Annotated in this window: 12 protein-coding genes; 5 read left to right on the forward strand and 7 right to left on the reverse strand. The window is 53.4% G+C overall.

Translation table 11 applies throughout. The annotated features are described in order from the left end of the window. Positions 1-137 precede the first annotated feature (137 nt). Positions 138-1,259 (reverse strand): M48 family metallopeptidase, encoded by a 1,122-nt coding sequence (locus ACGG9R_RS09055; protein WP_390154195.1) that lies wholly within the window; start codon positions 1,257-1,259, stop codon positions 138-140. 983 nt (positions 1,260-2,242) lie between these two features. Further along, positions 2,243-5,320: an efflux RND transporter permease subunit gene (locus ACGG9R_RS09060; RefSeq protein WP_390154197.1), complete on the reverse strand. Its 3,078-nt coding sequence runs from the start codon at positions 5,318-5,320 to the stop codon at positions 2,243-2,245. Between the two features lie 1,269 nt (positions 5,321-6,589). On the opposite strand from ACGG9R_RS09060, the gene ACGG9R_RS09065 reads away from it, so the two are divergent. Both ACGG9R_RS09065 and ACGG9R_RS09070 read left to right on the forward strand, forming a co-directional pair. Next, a complete protein-coding gene (locus ACGG9R_RS09065) occupies positions 6,590-6,940 on the forward strand; it encodes a hypothetical protein (protein ID WP_390151036.1) in 351 nt (116 codons plus the stop codon). A gap of 2 nt (positions 6,941-6,942) precedes the next feature. Next, positions 6,943-7,797, forward strand: coding sequence for an IS3 family transposase (locus tag ACGG9R_RS09070; protein WP_390151033.1), 855 nt, complete (start codon positions 6,943-6,945; stop codon positions 7,795-7,797). Positions 7,798-7,943: 146 nt separating this feature from the next. On the opposite strand, the gene ACGG9R_RS09075 is transcribed toward ACGG9R_RS09070, so the two are convergent. Continuing rightward, positions 7,944-9,170: an efflux RND transporter periplasmic adaptor subunit gene (locus tag ACGG9R_RS09075; protein ID WP_390154200.1), complete on the reverse strand. Its 1,227-nt coding sequence runs from the start codon at positions 9,168-9,170 to the stop codon at positions 7,944-7,946. A 1,172-nt stretch (positions 9,171-10,342) separates the two neighbouring features. Here ACGG9R_RS09075 and ACGG9R_RS09080 point away from each other — a divergent pair. Then, positions 10,343-11,287, forward strand: coding sequence for a D-2-hydroxyacid dehydrogenase (locus ACGG9R_RS09080; RefSeq protein ID WP_390154203.1), 945 nt, complete (start codon positions 10,343-10,345; stop codon positions 11,285-11,287). Between the two features lie 1,840 nt (positions 11,288-13,127). On the opposite strand, the gene ACGG9R_RS09085 is transcribed toward ACGG9R_RS09080, so the two are convergent. Both ACGG9R_RS09085 and ACGG9R_RS09090 read right to left on the reverse strand, forming a co-directional pair. Beyond that, a complete protein-coding gene (locus ACGG9R_RS09085) occupies positions 13,128-17,693 on the reverse strand; it encodes an S-layer homology domain-containing protein (protein ID WP_390154206.1) in 4,566 nt (1,521 codons plus the stop codon). Beyond that, the gene (locus tag ACGG9R_RS09090; RefSeq protein ID WP_390154209.1) at positions 17,690-17,806 is read right to left on the reverse strand and encodes an ESPR domain-containing protein; all 117 of its coding nucleotides are present in this window, start codon (positions 17,804-17,806) and stop codon (positions 17,690-17,692) included. Before ACGG9R_RS09090 ends, ACGG9R_RS09085 begins: the two co-directional genes overlap by 4 nt. Positions 17,807-19,562: 1,756 nt before the next feature. On the opposite strand from ACGG9R_RS09090, the gene ACGG9R_RS09095 reads away from it, so the two are divergent. Beyond that, positions 19,563-20,531 (forward strand): hypothetical protein, encoded by a 969-nt coding sequence (locus ACGG9R_RS09095; RefSeq protein WP_390154212.1) that lies wholly within the window; start codon positions 19,563-19,565, stop codon positions 20,529-20,531. An 11-nt stretch (positions 20,532-20,542) separates the two neighbouring features. Then, the gene (locus ACGG9R_RS09100; protein WP_390154215.1) at positions 20,543-20,788 is read left to right on the forward strand and encodes a hypothetical protein; all 246 of its coding nucleotides are present in this window, start codon (positions 20,543-20,545) and stop codon (positions 20,786-20,788) included. A 657-nt stretch (positions 20,789-21,445) separates the two neighbouring features. On the opposite strand, the gene ACGG9R_RS09105 is transcribed toward ACGG9R_RS09100, so the two are convergent. Together ACGG9R_RS09105 and yihA are read right to left on the reverse strand one after the other, a co-directional pair. Continuing rightward, positions 21,446-21,925, reverse strand: coding sequence for a hypothetical protein (locus ACGG9R_RS09105; RefSeq protein WP_390154218.1), 480 nt, complete (start codon positions 21,923-21,925; stop codon positions 21,446-21,448). Positions 21,926-22,291: 366 nt separating this feature from the next. Next, positions 22,292-22,933 (reverse strand): ribosome biogenesis GTP-binding protein YihA/YsxC, encoded by a 642-nt coding sequence (yihA, locus tag ACGG9R_RS09110; RefSeq protein ID WP_390154220.1) that lies wholly within the window; start codon positions 22,931-22,933, stop codon positions 22,292-22,294. Positions 22,934-23,956: the final 1,023 nt, after the last annotated feature.

Raw genomic sequence — 23,956 nt, forward strand, 5'->3', positions numbered from 1 at the left:
TTTCTCGCTATGCTCGAAATGACAACGCAAGAGTCTGATGTCTCCAAGTCTCCTAGTCTAATCCCTAGTCACCAGTCACCAGTCACTAGTCACTAGTCACTAGTCACTAGTCACTAGTCACTCCTAATCCCTAGTCACTAGTCCCTAGTCACTTTCTTCACTCTTTGATCAATATCAAAATCACTGACGACACGTTCACCGCGATCCTTCCGGATCCCCTGATTCAACGCTTCGGTATAGGCTCTGCCATCCTCTTCGGAGGACAGCTCATAAATGACCGTATTTCCGCAGCAGATCCGATCTCCCTCGAGAACGGCATCGGGGACATGCCCTGCGTGATAGAGCTTCACGAGCTTGCCCGCGGTGAGATAGAGACGCTCCTTCTGGCTGTACGCATTGTCCTGGGCGGGTGAGAAGGCTTTCTCCCCATTCACCACGATCCAGTCATCCTTGACCTCGACATGCTTGCCGGAGTACGCATTCATCCATTTGAGATTCTTATGGATGCGGTCACTGGTCTTGGGGTGATTGCCCGGAGCAAGGACCGCCTTGATGCCTGACGGCGAGCTCTCGCCGTATTTCGCGCGCAGCACTTCCATGGACGCCGCACCGCCTCCCGGATTATAGCCCGCCTCGACCAGGTACTGGAAGCCCCAGTCATCCGCCTGCTTTTCCTGATCCTTGGTGAAGACCGCATTCGACACATAGTTCGCCGCGATATTTCCCAGAAGGTACTCGCCATACGAGGCGTCTCCGAGATAAATATTCAGCGCCGTCACCAGCCCCACGCGCTTCTTGAGGCCGCTCACGCTGTGTCGCTTCTCGCCGTGAGCGATCTCATGTGCCATGACGTAGGCAAGCTCATCATCATCCATCTGATCGAGCGTCCCCTTATTCACGCAGAGCACACCGCCCAAGCTGGCAAACGCATTGATGTCCTCGCTCGGCGACACGTAGACCTTGTAATCACGCAGCACATGCCCCGTATCCTTCAGATTCTGGTACACGGTCTGCACACGGTTATCCGCTTCCGCCGAGTCATAGACGCCCGTCTCCTGCTGGCACTGATCCAGAAGCTGCAGCTGGCTCTCATCGTCCATTTTGGAGTAGTAGCTGGAAATGAAAAGCATCGCTGCCGCGCCATACAGGATCTTCTCCGCCGTCGACGCCGCATACGCTGTCATCGGCTGCGCCATGGGCGCCGCCACACAAGTGAGCGCCAGAGCCGCAGAGATACTGCGTTTCTTCCATGATCTCATAGAAACACCTCCTCATCATGATCGTGTCATTCTTCTGGTCATATTGTACCACAAAACAGAGGGAGATTTCGGGATGACGATACGGGAAAAGGATTTGCTATAGGGGAAGCCGGCATTCTCCCTCCTTCCCTTGGAAGGAGGTGCCCCGAAGGGGCGGAGGTTAGCTCACAGTGGAATGAAAAGAAATGGGAAGAGACGTTTCCCCGTTTCGTCATCCCGAGCGCAGCCGAGGGATCTTTTTCGTTTCCCGTTTCCGTTTTCCTTCGTAATGCTGTCTGCATGAAGCACCGTGATCCTCAGTTGTTTGGAGAACGGTGCTTCCCGCTATCCGCTCCCCTCACAGCTTTTGCCTGACCGCGAACGGAAAAGATTTCTCGCTTTCGCTCGAAATGACAATGCGGAAAACGGCATTCTCTCTCCTTCCCCCGCAAAGGGACGCCCCGAAGGCGATGTGCGAGGAATGGCAGTCCTATTCCTACGGCATTCTCCCTCCTTCCCTTGGAAGGAGGTGCTCCGAAGGGGGCGGAGGTTGGCTTCCGTAGCGGAATGAAAAAAAGGGGAGAACCGTTTCCCCGTTTCGTCATCCCGAGCGTAGCCGAGGGATCTTTTTCGTTTCCCGTTTCCGTTTTCCTTCGTAATGCTGTCTGCATGAAGCACCGTGATCCTCAGTTGTTTGGAGAGCGGTGCTTCCCGCTATCCGCTCCCCTCACAGTTTTTGCCTGACCGCGAACGAAAAAGATTTCTCGCTTTCGCTCGAAATGACGACAGGGGGAAGTCGGAAGAAGTAAAGGAAAAATCGGTCAACCGCAAAATGAGCCACCAAAAATGCGGCGCATTTTTAAGGAAACGCTGATTAAATCGCAGAATCCGATTTCATCAGTGTTTCCTTAATGCGCCGCAGCTTTTCGCTTGAGGTTCCAGGGAAACTCCCAAATCACCAGTGACTAGTCCCTAGTCACCAGTCACTAGTCACCAGTCCCTAGTCACTTCTCTCTCTGGAAGAAAAGGAAGATCATCGGGATGACGAGGAGCGTGAAAAGTGTCGAGGTGATGAGGCCGCCGATGATGACCCAAGCCATAGAGCTTCGTGTCTCCGAGCCGGCCGTCAGCGCGAGGGCTGTCGGGAGCATGCCGACGATCATGGTGAAGGTCGTCATGAAGATCGGGCGCAGACGCGCACGGCCGGCCGCTATGACAGCCTCTTTCGCCGCCATGCCATGCTGATGCATGAGCGTCAGCGTATAGTCAAGGAGCAGCGTGCCATTCTTCGCGACCACGCCGTCCATGACGATGATCCCTATCATGGAATAAATATTGATGGTGTCATTCATGAGGAAGAGGAAGAGGAGCGAGCCGATCAGACCGAAAGGCAGCGAGAACATGCGGATGAAAGAGGTCTTCACCGATTCATAGAGGACGGAGAGGATCATGTACACGAGGAGCATCCCCATGAGAAGCGCCGACAAAAGCTCTATGAAGCTTTCACGCATGCTGTCAGCCTGTCCGGAGAAGCGGAAATTCACCGATTTCGGAAGCCCCGTCTGATTGAGATCCTTCGTGAAACGCTCGATAAGCCCGTTCAGATCCTGCCCGCCGGGATTCGCACCGATGATGATAGCGCGCTGCTTGTCCGTACGCAGGATGGTGATCGGTCCCGTCTCATCCCTGAGCTCCGCCACATCAGACATGCGGATGATGCCCGTCTGCCCTTTGATCGGGATCGCCGCCAGGTCACTTACCCTGTACGACTCTCCGCCCTTGAAATAAACATTGATATCCGTGTCATTGCCGTTATTTTGCGGATCATTCGGCAGGACGCCTGCGCCTGCGCCGCTGATCGCGGACGACAGCGTGTCATAGAGAGAGCCGACCGTGACGCCGTAGTGTTTCAATTTCTCACGGTCAGGGATGAGGGAGATCTCCGGCAGCCCCTCCTGATACGTACAGCTGACGTCCGTCACGCCGTAGGCGCCGCTCTTGAGCATCTGCTGCGCCATCTCGGAGGCACGGATAAGATCAGCCATGTCATTGCCGCGCAGCTCCAGACGGAAGGCGCCCCCGCCATTTCCCAGACCGCCGCCGGCAGTACCGGAGACAGACGCCTGATCCTCCTTGATGCGGACATCGCCGTCTGTGATATTGTCATCGATCCATGTGCGCATCTCGTTTGTGATAGACCAGATATCACGGCTGCGATCCTGCCGATCGACAAGAGAGACGCGGATACGGCCGGAATTCACCCCGCTGCCCCCGCCGACCATCGCCATGTAGGACTTCACCTCAGGCACCTCGGCAAGGTAGCTCTCGAGCTTCGTCGTGACAGCATCCGTGCGCTCGACAGACGCATCCGTCGGGAGCTGGATCTTCACATTGAAGCCGCTCTCATCCGTGCGCGGCATGTACTCCATCCCGATCCAGCCGAGCGGCACCATCGCCATGAAAAGGAAGAATGCGATGGCGACACCGCCGAAGAGCTTCTTCTTATGCCCGAAGCTCCAGGCGATGGCCTCTCCGTATGCATCCTCCATCCTCTGCTCGATCTTCTCCACCGTGCGCCAGAGCTTCGTATCCGGGACATGCACGCCGTTCTTGAAAAATTTCGATGCCAACATCGGTGTCAGCGTGAAGGAGATGAACAGGGAAAAGAGTGAAGCAAAAACGATCGTGAGACCGAACTGCTTGAAAAACTGCCCCGTCATGCTCGACATGAAAGCGATCGGGAGGAAAACCACCACATCACAGAGCGTGATCGCAATGGCGGCCATGCCGATCTCCATACGCCCTGTTACCGCCGCCTCCTTTGCATCCTCCCCCTTGGCCAGATGGCGGTGAATATTCTCCAAAACAACGATCGAGTCATCGACAAGGATCCCTACACAGAGCGTCATCCCCATGAGCGACATCATATTGAAGGAAAAGCCTGCCATGTACATGACGAAGAACGTGGAAATGAGCGACGTCGGGATCGCGATGATGACAGACGCCGTCGAGCGCCAGCCGCGCAGGAAGAAGAAGAGCACGAGCCCCGTCGTGATGAGCCCTTCGATGAGCGTCGAAAGCGTATTATGGAGCGCCGTGCGCACGTAGTCCGCCGAATCATTCACTACGACGAACTGATAGTCCGGATACTCCGCCCGCATATTCTCCAAAACCTTCATCACACCATCTGCCGTCGAGACGAGATTGGCATTGCTGTTCTTATAGATGGAGATCCCGATGGCATCCTGTCCATTGATGCGCGCAAAGCGCGACACTCTCTGGTCCTGACGCACAACCTCGCCCACCGCGGAGATCGGGATCACCGCGCCATTTCCGCAGGTGAGATGGATCTTGCGGATATCCTCCACCGTATCATACTGCGCCGAGAGACGGATCTGCGTCTGGCGCGTATCCGTGTAGGACGAGCCCGCCGGAGCCAGCTTATTCTCCTTCTTCAAAGTGGAAATGATATCATTCATCGTGATGCCGTAGTAGGCGAGCTTGTCACGGTCCACCTTCACCGCGATCTCCTTGCTTCGCCCCCCGTGCAGCTCCACATCCGATACACCGTCTGCCTTCGTGAAATCATTCGTGAAGGTATTATCCGCCATGGAATACATCTCATCCAGCGGATGGCTCGACAGTACCGCCAGATCGATGATCGGCGCCGCATCCATATCACGCTTCTCTACGATAGGATCATCCGCATCATCCGGCAGCTTCCTGCGGATGCGGTTCACTTTCTCCGAAGCATCGATCGCCGCCGCGTCCGCATCCGCATCGAAATTCAGCTCCAGCGTCACATCCGAACGCCCCGTGCGCGACTTCGACGTGATGTGCTTCACATTCGACACCGAAGACAGCGCATCCTCCAAAGGCTTCGTGATCTGCTGCTCGACCGACTCTGCATCCGCGCCATCATAGCGCACCGACACGATGACATAGGGCACATTGATATTCGGATACAGCTCCACACCAATGCGCCAATAGCTGTACAGCCCAAGCACCACGAAAAACAGCACGATCATAAAAATGCCGATCGGGTGCGTCACGGAATACCGGGTCAGATTGAATGACTTCATGCATGCCTCCGGAAATAACGATGGAAACGGGAACTAAGTGACTAGTGACTAGTGACTAGTAGCTAGGGATTAGGGATTAGGGATTAGAGGGGCAAAGTGACTAGTGACTAGTAACTGAAATGCCACCTTCGGGCATCGCCGTTTTCAAAAATCAGCACAAAGCGTCGCACCTCTTAGCCTTCCCCATCAGGGAAGGCTGTGTTTCGGGGATAGCGGCATCCTCGTTTCATAGCCTTCCCCATTGGGGAAGGGGGACCGCGCCAGCGGTGGATAGGGTGCTCTCGTATATCGTCGACTTGAGACGCATTTCCTCACTCTCTTTCATACCGCTATCCCCCTCCAACCTCCGCCCCTTCGGGGCACCTCCTTCCATAGGAAGGAGGGAGCGTCCGCGCGAGCCCCTTCCCTTGGAAGGGGCTGCCGAGCGCAGCGAGGCGGGGTTGGCTTCCTTTTTTGCGGCGAAGCCGCCTCCTCTTTGCCTTCCCCCTTGGGGAAGGCGTTGTGTCGAGAAAAGCGGCATTCTCGTATCGCAGCCTTCCCCATTGGGGAAGGGGGACCGCGCAGCGGTGGATAGGGTGCTTTCGTTAATGGCACACTTGAGACGATCTTCCTCGCTCTTTTTCATACCGCTAGAACCCTATCCGGCTCGCTCCGCTCGCCACCTTCCCCACGCGGGGAAGGCTTTATTTCGGGGATAGCGTTACTCTCGTATCGCAGCCTTCCCCATCGGGGAAGGGGGACCGCGTCAGCGGTGGATAGGGTGCTCTCGTATATCGTCGACTTGAGACGCATTTCCTCACTCTCTTTCATACCGCTAGAACCCTATCCGGCTCGCTCCGCTCGCCACCTTCCCCTCGAGGGGAAGGCTCTGTGTCGGGGATAGCGGTGCTCTCGTAAACGACGCACTTGAGACGCATTTTCCCACTCTTTTTCATACCGTTGGAAGTTTGAAAGCAGGGATGAGTGGCTAGTGACTGGAATGCCAGCCTTTGGGCATCGCCATTATGTATACTCCGCGGCGCTTCTATATTTTTATGCGCCGCACCACCCCCGCTGAACCTATAGAACCTGTTGAACCTCTTTCCCCGCAATCCATGAGCGCCCCGCCTATGGGCTAACCCCTAGTCACCAGTCACTAGTCACTACTGAAGTGGTAAACTAAAATTGGACACAGAGGGGGTAATCTTTAGACATACAGTGTACACTGCATAGGCAGTGCAAAATAAGCACCGGACAGAGTGTCCCCCCTTACTGGACAGGAGGTTTGCCATGAAGTACACGAAAGAACAAAGATTGGACATCGGTCGACGAATTTACTACAGCGAAATAAGTCGGTATGAAGCCGCGGAAGAATATGGCATTAGTGAGCAGACCGCACGGAATTACATGAGAATGTATCGGGATGTCAATCGGCTACCGCCCAAACACGGTCAGAGATCCATCGGCACACTCTCTTTCAAGAAAGAGCCGGTAGAGCTGGATGAACTGAAATCTATGACAAAGGAGGAATTGATCCAGGAGCTGATCAAGGCCAGGATCACAGAAGCAAGGTTAAAAAAAGGATACGAGGTGAAGGGAGATGGTACGGTAATTCTATACGCCAGCAAGACTACCAAGTGATTATGGAGCTGTCAGGAGAAATCCCAGTGAAGATCCTATGTAAAGCAATGGGCATCCAGCGGAGCAGTTTCTACGCATGGAAGAAGCATCTCTCCCATCCTTCGGAAAGAGAGAAGAACCTTGCAAGCAATGTCAGGCTGTTTCAAGAATACCACTCGAAGTATCCGTCGCATGGTTACCGCTGGCTGAATGCCAAGATACGCTTAGACAAAAACATTGTCCTGTCTGACCCCTATGCTCATAAGTGTTGCAAGATTGCGGGAATCAAGAGCAAGTCCAAGCATTACCGCTACAAGAAGGCTGGAGATCCGGCACGGATATTCCCAAATCTGCTCCTGTCAGAGATGCAGATTGACGGGCCGATGCAGTGCATCGTGAGCGATATGACAGCGTTTTATGTGAAGGGCACCTACTACGAACTGACTCTTTACATGGATCTCTGGAACAATGAGATTGTCATCTATTCCCTTTCGTCAAAGCGTGGCGACCGCATGACCTATATCAGTGGGCTGAGAGATCTGATTGCATGGAAGGAGCAACATCCAGAACACCAAATGATCCTGCACACGGACCAGGGATCTGTCTACGCATCTAAGGCCTACAACGACCTGTTGCCCATGTACGGCATTACCCGGTCGATGTCACGTGCCGGAACGCCGACAGATAACGCTGCAATGGAATCTGTCAATGGATGGATTAAGGCCGAAATGTTCATGGACTTGCACGTGACCGGAGAGAAGTCCATCGCGGAAGAGGTGGATGATTACATCCATTTCTTTAACGAATATAGGCCAGCCTATACACTGGGCTACTTGACGCCGAAGCAGTACCGAGAACGCCATATTTCTAAATGCTGAACTTATTCAAGTTGTAGTTAGCATAAAGTATCTAGCGGTTCCCGAGACGATGTTGGAAGATTCACTGTATCTTGTACAAGTATTCAATTTTTATGCCTGATTTTTTTAGTTTCGTGTCCAATTTTTGTTGACAAGTGCACTACCCCCTAGTCCTTCACCTCTACGACCATTCCATTTTTGAGCTTTGACAGATTCGTCACAGCCGCCCTCTCGCCAGCAGCCAGACCGCTCCGGATCTCCACCATCTCATCATTGGAAACGCCGAGCGTGACAGGCACCTCTTCTGCGCGGCCATCCTCATCCACCACATAGACCAGTTTCTTCCCATTGTGATCGATGACAGCCGTCTTCGGAAGGAGGAGTACATCCTTCTTCTGCATCGCCATCACCTCCGTCCGGCCAAACATCCCGCCGCGGATCTGCACTGCGGGATCTGCGAGTACGAGACGCACCTTGTACGCATGCGTATCCGCATCCATCGCCGGACTGATATAGCGGATCGTCCCCTTCACCGACTCCCCGAGCGAATCGATCGACACATCCAAGCTCATCCCCTCTTGCAGGATCCCGACATCCTGCTCCGCGACCTGACAGTCCAGATACAGCTCACTCGTATCGACGACCGTGAGCAGCTTCTCTCCTGCCGTCGCCCACTCGCCCGCTTCTGCCCTCCGATAGCTTACAATACCGGAGAGAGGAGAAAGAAGCGTCATGTCCGCCTGCTGATTCGTGAGCGCCTCCACCGCATAACGTGCCTTCTCCGCAGCCGCCTCCTTGCCGGCGATCACCGCCGGACGGCCGCCGACAGACTGGCTCGTCAGACCTTCGAGCGCCGCCTTCGCCTCCATCATCGCGCGATACCTGTCATCGCGATCCTGACGGGACACCGCCCCCTCATCGAAAAGCTGCTGGTAACGTTCATACGTCGTCAGCGCATTCTCATAGTCACTTTGCGCCTTCATCGTCCCCGCGTCATACTCTGCACGGCTCGTCACCGCTTCAGCCGCTGCCTGCGCGCTGCCTGCGCGATTCTCTCCGATAGAGATCGAGACATCCTTCGTATCCTGACGAAGGAGCACATCCCCAAGAGACACCGCATCCCCCAGGTCCACCGCCACCTCCGCGATACGGCCAGCATACTTCGGAGAAATATCCACCGAAGCCTTCGGCACCGTCTCCCCCGAGAGTACGATCCGCTTCATCATATCCTGCCGCACAAGCGTCACGACCTTCACCGTCGGACGCACCTCGACCTTCTTCACCCCCTGCCCCCCGCGATGGGTATAGACATAAATGCCCCCCATCAAGAGAAAAAGCAGGACAGCGAAGGAAATATATTTCATGCGCTTCGAATGAAGCCAGTCAGATATCATAGTGCCTCCTTGAAAAAAGGAATATAGATGCAGCCGGTTCTAACGGTTCTGAAGGGGAGTGACACCCGAAGACGTTACAAGCCCCCAGCCCGTCCATATCATTTGTTTTATTATACTGGATTCGTAAATACTTTTACAGAGAACGGCAGAACATTTTATCCTTATCCGCCCCTTCGGGGCGGAGGTTGGCTCACGCTATAGGTTGAAAAAGAATGAAAGATATCCCTTTCTCCGTTTCGTCATCCCGAGCGCAGTCGAGGGATCTTTTTCGTTGGCGGTAAGACGGAGAGTGTTTGACAGCAGGGAACGGGAAACACCGTATCGCGGAAGGACGGAGGCGGTGCTTCCCCTAAAAGGCTTAGCGAAGGGGTCGTGGGAAAAGGGGACGAAAAAGATTTCTCGCTTTCGCTCGAAATGACGATGCGAAAAGACGGCATTCTTCCTCCTTCCCCCGCAAAGGGACGCCCCGAAGGCGATGTGCGAGGAATGGCAGCCCTATTCCTACGGCATTCTCCCTCCTTCCTCTGGAAGGAGGGGCCCCGAAGGGGCGGAGATTGGCTCACAGCGGAATGAAAAGAAATGGGAAGAGGTCTTTCCCCGTTTCGTCATCCCGAGCGCAGCCGAGGGATCTTTTTCGTTGGCGGTAAGACGGAGAGTGTTTGACAGCAGGGAACGGGAAACACCGTATCGCGGAAGGACGGAGGCGGTGCTTCCCCTAAAAGGCTTAGCGAAGGGTCGTGAGAAAAGGGGACGAAAAAGATTTCTCGCATTCGCTCGAAATGACGATGCAGGGAAGCCGCTATAGGTTGAAAAAGAATGTGAGATACGCCTTTCTCCGTTTCGTCATCCCGAGCGCAGTCGAGGGATCTTTTTCGTTGGCGGTAAGACGGAGAGTGTTTGACAGCAGGGAACGGGAAACACCGTATCACGGAAGAGCGGAGGCGGTGCTTCCCCTAAAAGGCTTAGCGAAGGGTCGTGGGAAAAGGGGACGAAAAAGATTTCTCGCATTCGCTCGAAATGACGATGCGAAAAAGCACTATTCTCCCTCCTTCCTCTGGAAGGAGGTGCCCCGAAGGGGCGGAGGTTGGCTCACGCTATAGGTTGAACCCAAACCCTGCGCCCTAAACCATGCTATAATAAGGAAAAGTTTTGAAAATGAAAGGAGCCCCATCATGAAACTTGTCATCATCAATACCCTCTCCGAAGACAAAATCAAATCCCTGAAAAAAGCCGTCCCCGGTGCTATCGTCGAATCCTACAAATCACCGAAAGAAGCCATTCCCCATGTCGCAGACGCCGACGCCATCGCCATGTGGGGCTTCCAGGACGCAGAGCCCATCCTCGCCGCCGGGCCAAACATCCGCTGGGTACATTCCCTCTCTGACGGCGTCGAGCGCCTCCTTTCCCCCTCCATGCTCTCACGCCCCATCCACCTCACGAATTCCCACGGCGTCCACGACCGCGCCGTCTCCGAACACACCCTCGCCCTGCTCCTCGCATGGATGCGCCGCATCCCCGACGCCGTCCGCCACCAGAGCGCCCATGAATGGATACGCCCCCGCGGCGACACCCTCTTCGGCAAGACCATCCTCATCGTAGGCTTCGGCAGCATCGGCCGCGCCATCGCCCAGCGAGCAAAAGTCTTCGAGACCCGCATCCTCGCCGTAAAGAAACACCTCTCTACAGAAATGTTCGCCGACCATGTCTACCTCGAAGACCAGCTCGCCGAAGTCCTCCCGGAGGCCGACATCGTCATCGCCGCCCTCCCTGCGACGCCCGAAACAGATCACTTCTTCGGGCAGAAGGAATTCGCCCTCATGAAGAGATCCGCCCTCTTCATCAATATCGCCCGCGCCTCCGTCGTCGATGAAGCCGCCCTCATTGACGCCCTCTCGCAGAAAGAAATCGCCGGTGCCTGCATGGACGTCTTCTCGAAAGAGCCCCTCCCCGGCGATCACCCCTTCTGGCAGATGGACAATGTCATCATGACCCCGCACATCGCCTCCATGGTTCCCGACTTCTGGGACAAGCTCACCAGCCTCCTCCAGATGAACTTTGTCGCCTTCGCCCACGGAGATAAACTCATGAACGAAGTCGACAAGAAAAAAGGATACTGACATCCCCAAAAGAAGGCTTTATGTCGGGGATAGATCCATCCTCGTATCGTAGCCTTCTCCATAGGAAGAAGGGAGTGTCCACGCGAGCCCCTTCCCTTGGAAGGGGCTGCCGAGCGCAGCGAGGCGGGGTTGGCTTCCGCAGCAGGTTGAAAAGGAATGGAAAGAGGCGTTCCCTCGTTTCGTCATCCCGAGCGCAGCCGAGGGATCTTTTTCGTTTCCCGTTTCCGTTTTCTTTCGTAATGCTGTCTGCATGAAACACCGTCCTTCCGATTCGCTGGAAGCACGGTGCTTCCCGCTCGCCGCTATCCTCACATCCTTTGCCTGACCGCAAACGAAAAAGATTTCTCGCTTTCGCTCGAAATGACAATATGAGAAAAGCGGCATTCTCCCCCCCCTTCCTCTGGAAGGAGAAAGGGACCACGCGAGCCCCTTCCCTTGGAAGGGGCTGCCGAGCGCAGCGAGGCGGGGTTGGCTTCCGCAGCAGGTTGAAAAGGAATGGAAAGAGGCGTTTCCTCGTTTCGTCATCCCGAGCGCAGCCGAGGGATCTTTTTCGTTTCCCGTTTCCGTTTTCTTTCGTAATGCTGTCTGCATGAAACACCGTCCTTCCGATTCGCTGGGAGCACGGTGCTTCCCGCTCGCCGCTATCCTCACATCCTTTGCCTGACCGCGAACAAAAAAGATTTCTCGCTTTCGCTCGAAATGACAATATGGGGAAAGCAGTATCCTCGTATCGCAGCCTTCCCCACGCGGGGAAGGCTGTGTGTCGGGGATACCGCTTCCCCCACCCAACCTCCGCCCCTTCGGGGTACCTCCTTCCAAAGGAAGGAGGGAATGACCACGCGAGCCCCTTCCCTTGGAAGGGGCTACCGAGCGCAGCGAGGCGGGGTTGGCTTCCACAGCAGGTTGAAAAGGAGTGGAAAGAGGCATTTCCTCGTTTCGTCATCCCGAGCGCAGCCGAGGGATCTTTTTCGTTTCCCGTTTCCGTTTTCTTTCGTAATGCTGTCTGCATGAAACACCGTCCTTCCGATTCGCGGGAAGCACGGTGTTTCCCGCTCGCAGCTATCCTCACATCCTTTGCCTGACCGCGAACGAAAAAGATTTCTCGCTTTCGCTCGAAATGACAATATGGGGAAAGCAGTATCCTCGTATCGCAGCCTTCCCCACGCGGGGAAGGGGGACCGCGCCAGCGGTGGATAGGGTGCTCTCGTATATCGTCGACTTGAGACGCATTTTCCCACTTGTCTTTCATCCCGCTAGAACCCTATCCGGCTCGCTCCGCTCGCCACCTTCCCCACGCGGGGAAGGCTTTATTTCGGGGATACCGCTTCCCCCATCCAACCTCCGCCCCTTCGGGGCACCTCCTTCCATAGGAAGGAGGGAGTGTCCACGCTAGCCCCTTCCCTTGGAAGGGGCTGACGAGCGCAGCGAGGCGGGGTTGGCTTCCTTTTGGGGCGGCGAAGCCGCCTCCTCTTAGCCTTCCCCACGCGGGGAAGGCTTTGTCCGTCGGTATTCTTTTTCCACATATGCGTGTATTCGCTCTGACAATGCGAGAAAAGCGGTATCCCCGTTTCGTAGCCTTCCCCCCTCGGAATAGCATTCCCATACGCACAATAAAGCCGCCCTGCGGCGCTACTTGCATAGCGCCGCAGGGCGGCTTATATATTTCAACAGGGGCGATTCACGACATCCAGCAGAAGTTAAAGGGGACCCCTGTTGACAACGATATAGATGCAGGGCTCTGCCCTTCTGCGGAAGGTTCATAGTGAGAGGGTGCTCCGGCCAGCTACATCAGCCGGAGCTCGTGATCTCACTTGACCTTCTGTACCTGTTTCCGCTTGCCTTAGCCTTCAGCTTTTTCTGCTGTGGATTTTTCAGAAGCAGCCATCGCCTGCAGTTCCGGCTTGAATTCTTCTACCAGTTTTCTTTCAGCTTCTGCGCCGCGAGAGAGTGCATTGTAGATGATCTCTGCCATTTCATAGCGGGTCATGGTGCGTTCGCCGTGGAATTCGCCGTCTGGGTAGCCCTGGACGATGTCATTGCCCGCGAGGCGGGAAACAGCTTCATACGCCCAGTGGTTTTCCGGTACATCCGGGAAATCCTTCGACATATTCGGATTCAGGACGGAGAGGAGAGCGTCCATGCGGGCGGTGAGGTCATTCACCTGATCCTTCAGCGCATTGTTTTCCTCACGGGAGAGCTTATTGCCGCCCTTGCCAAGGCGAACGGATACGCCGCCGCCTACCATGTTCTCACCGGTGCCGAATGCGGTGGAGAGGTTCACCATCACATCATCGTTCGGGCGGTAGAAGGCGCCGAGTGCTGCTGCGGTCTCGCTGCCGTAGTTGCCGATCGCAGCGGCGATGTTCCACTTGGAGTCCGGATCGAATTCCATCGGATGCAGGTTCGCCATAGCGGCTGCATTCGCACCGACCTTATTGACCTTGCCTTCGAGATCATTCTTCACGGTGTAGAGCTGTCCGCCATTCACTGCATCTTTGCTGCCCTCGGAAATGCTGCCATCAGCCACATTCGTGATCTTCTGGTCATTCGCATTGATGCCAGCTGCACTGATGTAGGTCTTGTCTCCCACTTTGTAGGATTTCGCCGTCACATCGCCTTTGATGGTCGCATTGCCGTCGACGGAGAGGTCTTTCGCGATGCTGACAGAGTCACCGAAGGTTGCTTTCTGCGTAACATCGAGTGTTCCATCAACCTTGGTATTCTTCAGGTTTGTGTTGCCTTCGACGGTGAGATCTTTCTTCACAGTCGCATTGCTTTCCATGGTCACGTCGCCTTTGAGGGTCGAGGTGCCGGTGACTTCGAGCGAACCCGTGGTGGTCTTGCCGGTGATATTCGCATTACCGCGGACGCCGAGGTCTTTCATCACTTCCGCATAGTCCATGGTGACCTTACCAGTGGTGATGGTATTGCCCTTGATGGTGGTTTTCACCTCCGTGCCATCGCCGACAGGCGCCGCTGCTTCGCTATTGATGAAGCTGGTGCCGTCTGCTGTAGAAATCACGGTATTTACTTTGGAACCACTCTTGATGGTATTCGCCGAGGTGGTAGCATTTGCAACAGAAGCATTTTCATTGCCTGCCCCATCCTTTACAGCAGCTGCGATCGCAGATGCAGTCTGGTTCTGTACGCTGGTATTTGTCCCGTCAGACACTGCATCCACAAGTCCATCTGCATTCTGGATCGTTACTGTCGATTTACCACCATCGACAGTAGACTGCGTGGTGCCCGCCGCATCCGACTGGGTCAGATTCTGCTTTGCCCCGTCCTTGATGGATGTAGTGATCTTCCCATTTTCCATATTCTCCCAAGTGTTCTCGCCGACTTTATTGGAGATCAGCTTGTCTGCCTGGTTCTTGATCTCAGATGCCTTGGAAGTGATGATGCCCGTTGCCGTGTTGTTGATGTTGACAGCTTCATTGTTGATGACTTCCGAAGCCTTGTTCGTGATCACCTTTGCATCATTCTTGATAGTTCCATCTGTCGCCGTATTGGTGATATCCTTTACCCCCTGCTCGGTTTTCGTAGTAGTAGTACCATCAGTGATTGTTGTAACAGTACCAGTCGATGTCTTATTGGTCACATTGCTGCCATCAGCATCTTTCACTGTCTCATCCAGTTTGGCCTTATTTCCATCCATGTAATGGTCGGTACGAGAACCCACAAAACCATCCTCTGTCGGTTCCTTGCCATTATCCACCCCACTCTTCAGGGTATTAGCCAAGATATAGCTTCTCGAAGTGTATTCACCAGACTTGTAAGACCCTTTGACACCATCCCTAGCATCTACAGTCAGCCGTCCACCGTCTGCGTCAGCAGCTGCACCAGCCGTCAGTTTATCTGTGGTCGTATCTTTTGCGTTGATTGTACCTGTCTTGATAGAATCTCCGTAAATGTTCGTTGTGCCTGTGCTTCCTTCTTTACCAAATGTAGTCCCTTTGCCATTTTCAGTGGTAACGGTAGAATCAGCAGCTTTGTCTGTGATCTTGTCATTTTCCACAACACGAGAAGCAGTACCTACAGATTCTGTGATTTTTTTACCAGCCTCTGCCTTGATATCTACACCGTTTTGGGAAACTTTCACTTCATTATTACCCACCTTATTGGTCACCGATTCGGTACCTTCATTGGTCACATTTTTCGCAGTATTGGTGATAGTGCCGTCTTTCGCCGTATTGGTGATATCCGTAGAGGTCATTTCAGACTTCGTTTCCTTACCGTCCTGACCAATCACAGATTCTGCGATACGATTCCCTTCCTGCTTGGTATAGCTCTTGTTACCGTCTTTGTCCTTCGCGTAACCATAGATGCCTTTGCTATCCTGGCGAGTAGAAGAGGTATTCCCCTCTTTGTCAGTCACAGTTCCTACTTTGCCATCCGCTGTGATATTTTCTTCATACCCAAATGTTTTGCCACCTTCGGTCTTCTTTACGAAATTCTTGATATTGTCCGCTGTCACTTCTGAGTGACCTTCTGTCTTATTCCCAGTTGCGTCTGTAGAAGTAGCCCAGTTTACTGTACCCTTTTCATTGACATTCAGCTCACTCTTTTCCGTGATATTGGTTCTCTTATCGAATTTTTCATTAGAAACAGAGAGCTTACCACCTTCACCAATAATCGAACCTTCCGATTTGTAGTCAGGATTGTTTTCCGATTTAGAAATATGAATGGTTTCAGCAGTCACATCTTTGGTATTTAAGGTACCTTTGACATCCAAATTGCGACCAATCGTTGCATCACCCGTTGTTTCCAGTGTGCCTCCTTTGACATTGCCGGTTGTTGTGATGTCTCCAGCTCCTGCGTCCACTCCATTGCCAGTTACTTTCCCGGTTACCGTCAAACTCCCACCTGTGATATCGCCCGTTCCTGCATCTACTCCATTGCCGGTTACTTTGCCTGTCGCGCTCAAAGCTCCACCAATAGTTGCATTTCCAGTTGTCTCCAGAGTGCCTCCTTTGACATTGCCGGTTGTTGTGATGTCTCCAGCTCCTGCGTCCACTCCATTGCCAGTTACTTTCCCGGTTACCGTCAAACTCCCACCTGTGATATCGCCCGTTCCTGCATCTACTCCATTGCCGGTTACTTTGCCTGTCGCACTCAAAGCTCCACCAATAGTTGCATTTCCAGTTGTCTCCAGAGTGCCTCCTTTGACATTGCCGGTTGTTGTGATGTCTCCAGCTCCTGCGTCCACTCCATTGCCAGTTACTTTCCCAGTTACTGTCAGACTGCCACCTGTAATGGCTCCCGTTCCTGCATCTACTCCATTGCCGGTTACTTTGCCTGTCGCGCTCAAAGCTCCACCAATAGTTGCATTTCCAGTTGTCTCCAGAGTGCCTCCTTTGACATTGCCGGTTGTTGTAATGTCTCCAGCTCCTGCATCCACTCCATTACCAGTCACTTTCCCGGTTACTGTCAGACTGCCACCTGTAATGGCTCCCGTTCCTGCATCTACTCCATCACCAGTTACTTTGCCTGTCGCAGTTAAAGCTCTAGCATTAGTAATATCTTTTCCACCCATATCAACTTGTGTATTGCTGATACCTACCCCATTAATGGTAGTTTTATCATTTGCTGCATCGTAATCAATTTTTGAGGTTTTCTTTTCCAAATCTGCAACCTTATCAGCATTTTTGTTGGTCTTTTCCATAGATGCATTGATTTTTTCGAGGGTAGTAGTCACACCATTCCCATTGCTAATTTCCCCAGTAACATTCAGACTTCCTGCGTTGACAGTATCCCCGCTGACGGTGGTACCACTTACGGCATCCATACCAGTTAAGGACTTACCATCAGTAGACAGATTGCCTGTTTTGGTCTCAAGATTTGTGATTTTTCCTTCATTCGCGCTGATTTTCTCATTGGCTGCATCCAAATCACTCTGATCTGCTTTATTTCCAAGCGCGGTATTCAGAGTATTCCCCTGATTCCTCAGGTCAGCTACGTCCTTCACCAATCCGCTGGAAGCATCACCAACCGTGGTTTCAAGAGCTGTTACTTTCCCCTCTACGCCCCCTACGCGTCCTTCCAATGTTGTAACCGCAGCTGTATTATCATTAATTTTTTTAGTTAATCCTTTTGTATCATCGCCCACAGCGTCTTTCAATGCACTGATATTCGTCTTATTTACCTCAATCCTAGTTGCATTATCATCTGTCTTTTTTACCAGTCCACTATCTACGCCACCCACGGTATTTTTAATTTCTTCTACAGCAGTTTTATCCGCTTTGCCACCCAGCAGTGTATCCACTCCCGTCTTGGTATATACCTCAGCGGCACCAGACGCAGACTCATCCACATGCACAGTGCTATTTGCCGCACTCGCTGCGCCCAATCCTCCGCAGAGAAGAGAAAGCGCCATGAGAGACGCGAGAAGGGAACGTCTAGTCACCCCCCAATTTTTTCCGAGCCTGTAGCCGACTTCGTGTGAGAGCGAGCGATTTCAGATGCTACCACATAGCAATTTTTTGCCTTGGACCAGATGACTTTGTAGATGTTGTTCATGATGATTTCCCCCTTTGCGAAAAGCAATGAACATTTTCTCCGTGCCGGATGTCGGAGTTTTCTATGCCCTCAGAATACGGGAAATCTGTCCCCTGCGGTGCCTTTCACTGCAAAAGTGGTCGAAATTCTGCAAAAGTGGTCATTTTAGTGACTAGTGACTGGGGACTGGGGACTGGTAGCTAGGGATTAGGGATTAGGGATCACAGCATGGGATAGCGACATTCCCATCCAACCTCCGCCCCTTCGGGGCACCTCCTTCCATAGGAAGGAGGGAGTGTCCACACGAGCCCCTTCCCTTGGAAGGGGCTGCCGAGCGCAGCGAGGCGGGGTTGGCTTCCGCAGCAGGTTGAAAAGGAATGGAAAGAGGCGCTTCCTCGTTTCGTCATCCCGAGCGCAGCCGAGGGATCTTTTTCGTTTCCCGTTTCCGTTTTCTTTCGTAATGCTGTCTGCATGAAACACCGTCCTTCCGATTCGCTGGAAGCACGGTGCTTCCCGCTCGCCGCTATCCTCACATCCTTTGCCTGACCGCGAACGAAAAAGATTTCTCGCTTTCGCTCGAAATGACAATGCGGGGAAAGCGGCATTCTCGTATCGTTGCCTTCCCCATTGGGGAATGGGGACCGCGTCAGCGGCGCTCGGGTGCTCTCGCAAGCGGCGCACTTGAGACGATCTCCCCCGCTCTTTTTCACACCGCTTTCCCCATCCAACCTCCGCCCCTTCGGGGCACCTCCTTCCATAGGAAGGAGGGAGTGTCCACGCGAGCCCCTTCCCTTGGAAGGGGCTGCCGAGCGCAGCCGAGGGATCTTTTTCGTTTCCCGTTTCCGTTTTCTTTCGTAATGCTGTCTGCATGAAACATCGTCCTTCCGATTCGCTGGGAGCACGGTGTTTCCCGCTCGCCGCTATCCTCACATCCTTTGCCTGACCGCAAACGAAAAAGATTTCTCGCTTTCGCTCGAAATGACAATATGGGGAAAACGGCATTCTCGTATCGTAAGCCTTCTTCGTGGGAAGTCTGTGAGGCGGCATTCTCCCTCCTTCCAGAGGAAGGAGGGAGTGTCCACGCAAGCCCCTTCCCTTGGAAGGGGCTGCTGAGCGCAGCGAGGCGGGGTTGGCTTCCGCAGCAGGTTGAAAAGGAATGGAAAAAAGGCGTTTCCTCGTTTCGTCATCCCGAGCGCAGCCGAGGGATCTTTTTCGTTTCCCGTTTCCGTTTTCTTTCGTAATGCTGTCTGCATGAAACACCGTCCTTCCGATTCGCTGGAAGCACGGTGCTTCCAGCTCGCCGCTATCCTCACATCCTTTGCCTGACCGCAAACGAAAAAGATTTCTCGCTTTCGCTCGAAATGACAATATAGGGAAAACGGCATTCTCGTATCGTAAGCCTTCCCCATTGGGGAAGGGGGACCGCGCCAGCGGCGCTCGGGTGCTCTCGCAAGCGGCGCACTTGAGACGATCTTTCCCGCTCTTTTTCATACCGCTAGTACCCTATCCGGCTCGCTTCGCTCGCCACCTTCCCCACGCGGGGAAGGCTTTGTCCGTCGTTATTCTTTTTCTCCACATATACGTGTATTCGCTTTGGCGATACGAGAAAAGCGGCATCCCCGTTTCGTAGCCTTCCCCATTGGGGAAGGCTTTGTCCGTCGTTATTCTTTTTCCACGTATACCGTATTCGCTTTGACGATGCGAGAAAAGCGCCATCCTCGTATCGCCACCTTCCCAAGGTATGATAAAATAGAGAGGAAGGAAGGGAGGTGAGCCGATGATGGAAACAACGCCCGACACGTATCTGGATGGCCGCAACCCTGCCTATGATGCGGTGGCGAAAAAACTCATCGCGACGAGGAGCATCCTCTCGTGGATCCTCAAATACTGTGTGAAGGAATTCAAAGACACGGACCTGCAAGAGATCAAGACGCACTGCATCATCGGTACGCCTGAAGTGGCTGAGGTACCGGTGCACCCAGATATGACGAACAGTCTCCGAATCCGCGGGGAAAACGCCGAGGAAAAAACGGTGTCTGAAGGTGTCACGACATTCGACATCCGGTTCCAAGCTGTCACTCCTGGCGGCGATCCGCTGACGCTCATCATCAATGTGGAGGCGCAGCAAAGCTCCGATGTATCCTATCCCATGATCAAGCGGGCACTCTACTACGGCAGCCGCCTGATTTCCTCGCAGAACGGTGTGGAATTTGACCATTCACACTACGAGAAAATCCGCAAGGTGTACAGCATCTGGCTGTGTATGGATACGCCGCAAGGAAAGAGCGGCATCACCCGCTATGTGACGCAGGAAATCACTGAGTACGGCAGCATCCGTGAGGCGCGCCTCCATTATGACCTGCAACAAATCGTCATGGTCTATATCGGAAATGACCGCCGCCATATACGAAATCGTCTGCTGCGCATGCTGTATGATTTATTCAAATCCGATGAATCAGCTGCTTATAAGAAAAAAGTCTTGGAAGAAAAGTACCAGATCGAATTGGAAAGTAAAGAAGAAGGGATGGTGGATACCATGTGCAATTTGAGTGTAGGCGTATACCGCAGAGGAATGGAACTCGGCGAGAAAAAAGGCTGGCAGAATGCCGCCAATGAATTCGTTTTGCGTCTGTTGAAAGCCAAAATGCCTTTATCGTTCATCGTATCCATGTCCAACTGCAGCGAGGATGAGGTCAGACAAATCGCTGCCAAGGCGAATATCTCTTTGACAGAAAGTGCGGAATAACCATGTGCAACTTGAGTGTAGGCGTATACCGCAGAGGAATGGAACTCGGCGAAAAGCGGGGCGAAATCAGAGGCGAGATCAGAGGCGAGAAAAAAGGCTGGCAGAATGCCGCCAATGAATTCGTTTTGCGCCTGTTGAAAGCCAAAATGCCTTTATCGTTCATCGTATCCATGTCCAGCTGCAGCGAGGATGAGGTCAGACGGATCGCTGCCAAGGCTCATATCACTTTGACGGAGTGTGCGGAAGTGCACTCATAACAGGCAATCAAAAAGGCAATGTGAAATAACGATCATCTCATTTTCGCGTTCCATCTGCCGCGGGGAACTTGCAGCTCTCATAGGAGTGACCGGGAACCTTATCCCAGCTGTCTTTCATGCCATAGTCGCCCTATCCGCCCCTTTCGGGCACCTTCCCCTAGAGGGGAAGGCTGTTAAGTTAAGCGGCAGAACGTTCTTGGCTCCCCGAAGGGGTTGTGCAAGCGAACTGGATTTTTAGGAGTGAAGCGACGCGAAAATCCAGTGAGACGCCATTTCGAACGAAGTGAGATGAGGGGGACTACGTAGCGGTATGGCATGAAAGTGTTGGAATATCGATAGCCTCGGACTATTCAACATAGTACGCTATACCGCTGGCATGCCCCTATTGCCTTCGGCACTTCCCCCGAAGGGGGAAGCAAGACGTTACGTAGCTAACGATTTCCTTAACTTAATAGCATTGCCCTAGAGGGGAAGGCTGCGATACGAGAATACCATCTTCTAAAAAAGGCGGCGAAGCCGCCACCTGAACCCTGAACCCTGAACCTTGAACCCTGAACCTTGAACCTTGAACCCTGAACCCTGAACCCTGAACCAAATGAAAGCAAAGTAAAAAGGGGCTGTGAAGAAATGAATACTCATTTCTTCACAGCCCCTTTTTTACATGTCTTTCTCTGCGCTGCCTCCAGCCACAATGTCGGTCTTTCCGATGTGCCAGGTGGTATTCACGCGGGCGCGGGCGTCGCTTCCGCTGTCGTTTTTGTAGCGGACGCGGGTGTCTCCGCTGATTTCCAGGATGGGCTTTCGCTCTTCTTTCTTTTTCTTTTCGCGGTAGCCCTGCGCTTCAAGTTCGCGGGTGTATTCCTTCTTGAGTCTTGCCATGTCTTCTGTCTGGTCTTTGGCAGGGACGGATTCCAGAATGTTCTTCACGACGCTGGCGATCTCGTAGCGGGTGAGTGTTTTGTCAAAGAAGGCGGTGGTGTAGGCGGGTGCTTTCCCTTCTTCGGTGAGGGTGCGGGCGGTCCGGTAGTCCCAAGAGCTTTCCTTCACGATCTCAAAGGAATTCGGAGCATCCCATGGTGCGGCCCATGCGGGCACACACGCGATGGCGAGCAACAGGGTCAGTATGAGTTTCTTCATGGTTTCTCCTTATTAGTAGCTAGGGGTTAGGGATTAGTATTGCGTATTTCAATTAAGAGGACTTTCAATCGACATACAAATGTAGTCAGAATTAGCGTCGTAGCGACTTGCTTCCCCCTTCGGGGGAAGTGCCGAAGGCGATAGGGGCATACTAGCGGTATAGCGTGCTATGTTGAATAGTCCGATGCTATCGATATTCCAACACTTTCATGCAATACCGCTACGTAGCCCCCTCAGCCCTTCGGGCAGCTCCCCCGATGGGGAGCCAAGACATTCCATCGCTTCTCACTAAGTCCAGAAGTTAACCAATCGCTATACCAGCTACTAATCTCTAGTCCCCAATCCCTAGTCACTAGTTACCATCCCCTACTCACAGATCTTTCTCTCGATCACTTCGAGCAGGGCATCGCGTCCTTCTCCGGTGAGCGAGGAGTAGGCGAGGGGCAGGGAGGCGGTGGGGAAGAGCTTCTTCATCTGCATGAGGTTCTTTTTGAGGTCGTTGCGGCTGAGTTTATCGCCCTTGGTAGCGATGATCTGGATGGGGATGCCGGCTTTTTTCAGCCAGTCGAAGGCTTTGAGGTCGATGGGGAGTCCCGGGTGCCGAAGGTCGAGCAGCAGACCGATCATGATGAGGCCGGGGGATTTCTTCATATATTCGTCAATGAAGGAAGACCAGCTGTCTTTGTTTTCCTGGCTGGTCTTTGCGAAGCCGTAGCCGGGGAGGTCTACGAGGTACCAGTCCTGTCGCTGTTCTTCTTCGTTCTCTATGCGCCTAGACTGGATGGCGTAGTAGTTGATGGTGCGTGTCTTGCCGGGTTCGCGGCTGACGTAGGCGAGCTTCTTCCTTCCGGTGAGGGAATTGATGAGAGAGGATTTGCCTACGTTCGAACGGCCGATGAAGGCGATCTCTTTCTTGCCGTCTGTCACGTACTGGGAACGGTTCACCGCCGAGGCAAAGTAGGCGGAGGAAAATATATGAAATTTGGTGATGTCTTTGATCTCTGCCATAGGACAGCTCCTTTCTATGGAAGCACCGATCCTGCGATGGAGTCAGCGTTCCTTTAAGAATCACTCATTGGTTTCAGAAAATGGATGCTTAGGGATGCACAGCGGTATTCGGGCCGTATATCGCCTGCTTGAGACGATCTCCTGCGCTCTTTTTCATCCCGCTAGAACCCTATCCGGCTCGCTCCGCTCGCCACCTTCCCCACGCGGGGAAGGCTTTGTGTCGGAAATACCGCTTTCCCCATCCAACCTCCGCCCCTTCGGGGCACCTCCTTCCATAGGAAGGAGGGAGTATCCACGCGAGCCTCTTCCTTTGGAAGGGGCTGCCGAGCGCAGCGAGGCGGGGTTAGCTTCCGCAGCAGGTTGAAAAGGAATGGAAAGAGGCGTTTCCTCGTTTCGTCATCCCGAGCGCAGCCGAGGGATCTTTTTCGTTTCCGTTTTCTTTCGTAATGCTGTCTGCATGAAACACCGTCCTTCCGATTCGCTGGAAGCACGGTGCTTCCCGCTCGCCGCTATCCTCACATCCTTTGCCTGACCGCAAACGAAAAAGATTTCTCGCTTTCGCTCGAAATGACAATATGGGGAAAACAGCATTCTCGTATCGTAAGCCTTCTTCGTGGGAAGTCTGTGAGGCAGCATTCTCCCCCCTTCCCTTGGAAGGGGCTACCGAGCGCAGCGAGGCGGGGTTGGCTTTCGCAGCAGGTTGAAAAGGAATGGAAAGAGGCGTTTCCTCGTTTCGTCATCCCGAGCGCAGCCGAGGGATCTTTTTCGTTTCCCGTTTCCGTTTTCTTTCGTAATGCTGTCTGCATGAAACACCGTCCTTCCGATTCGCTGGAAGCACGGTGCTTCCCGCTCGCCGCTATCCTCACATCCTTTGCCTGACCGCGAACAAAAAAGATTTCTCGCTTTCGCTCGAAATGACAATATGGGGAAAACGGCATTCTCGTATCGCAGCCTTCCCCATTGGGGAAGGGGGACCGCGTCAGCGGTGGATAGGGTGCTTTCGTATATCGTCGACTTGAGACG

It is taken from the genome of Dialister sp. i34-0019-2H8 (assembly GCF_042846925.1).
Classification (GTDB): Bacteria; Bacillota; Negativicutes; order Veillonellales; family Dialisteraceae; genus Dialister.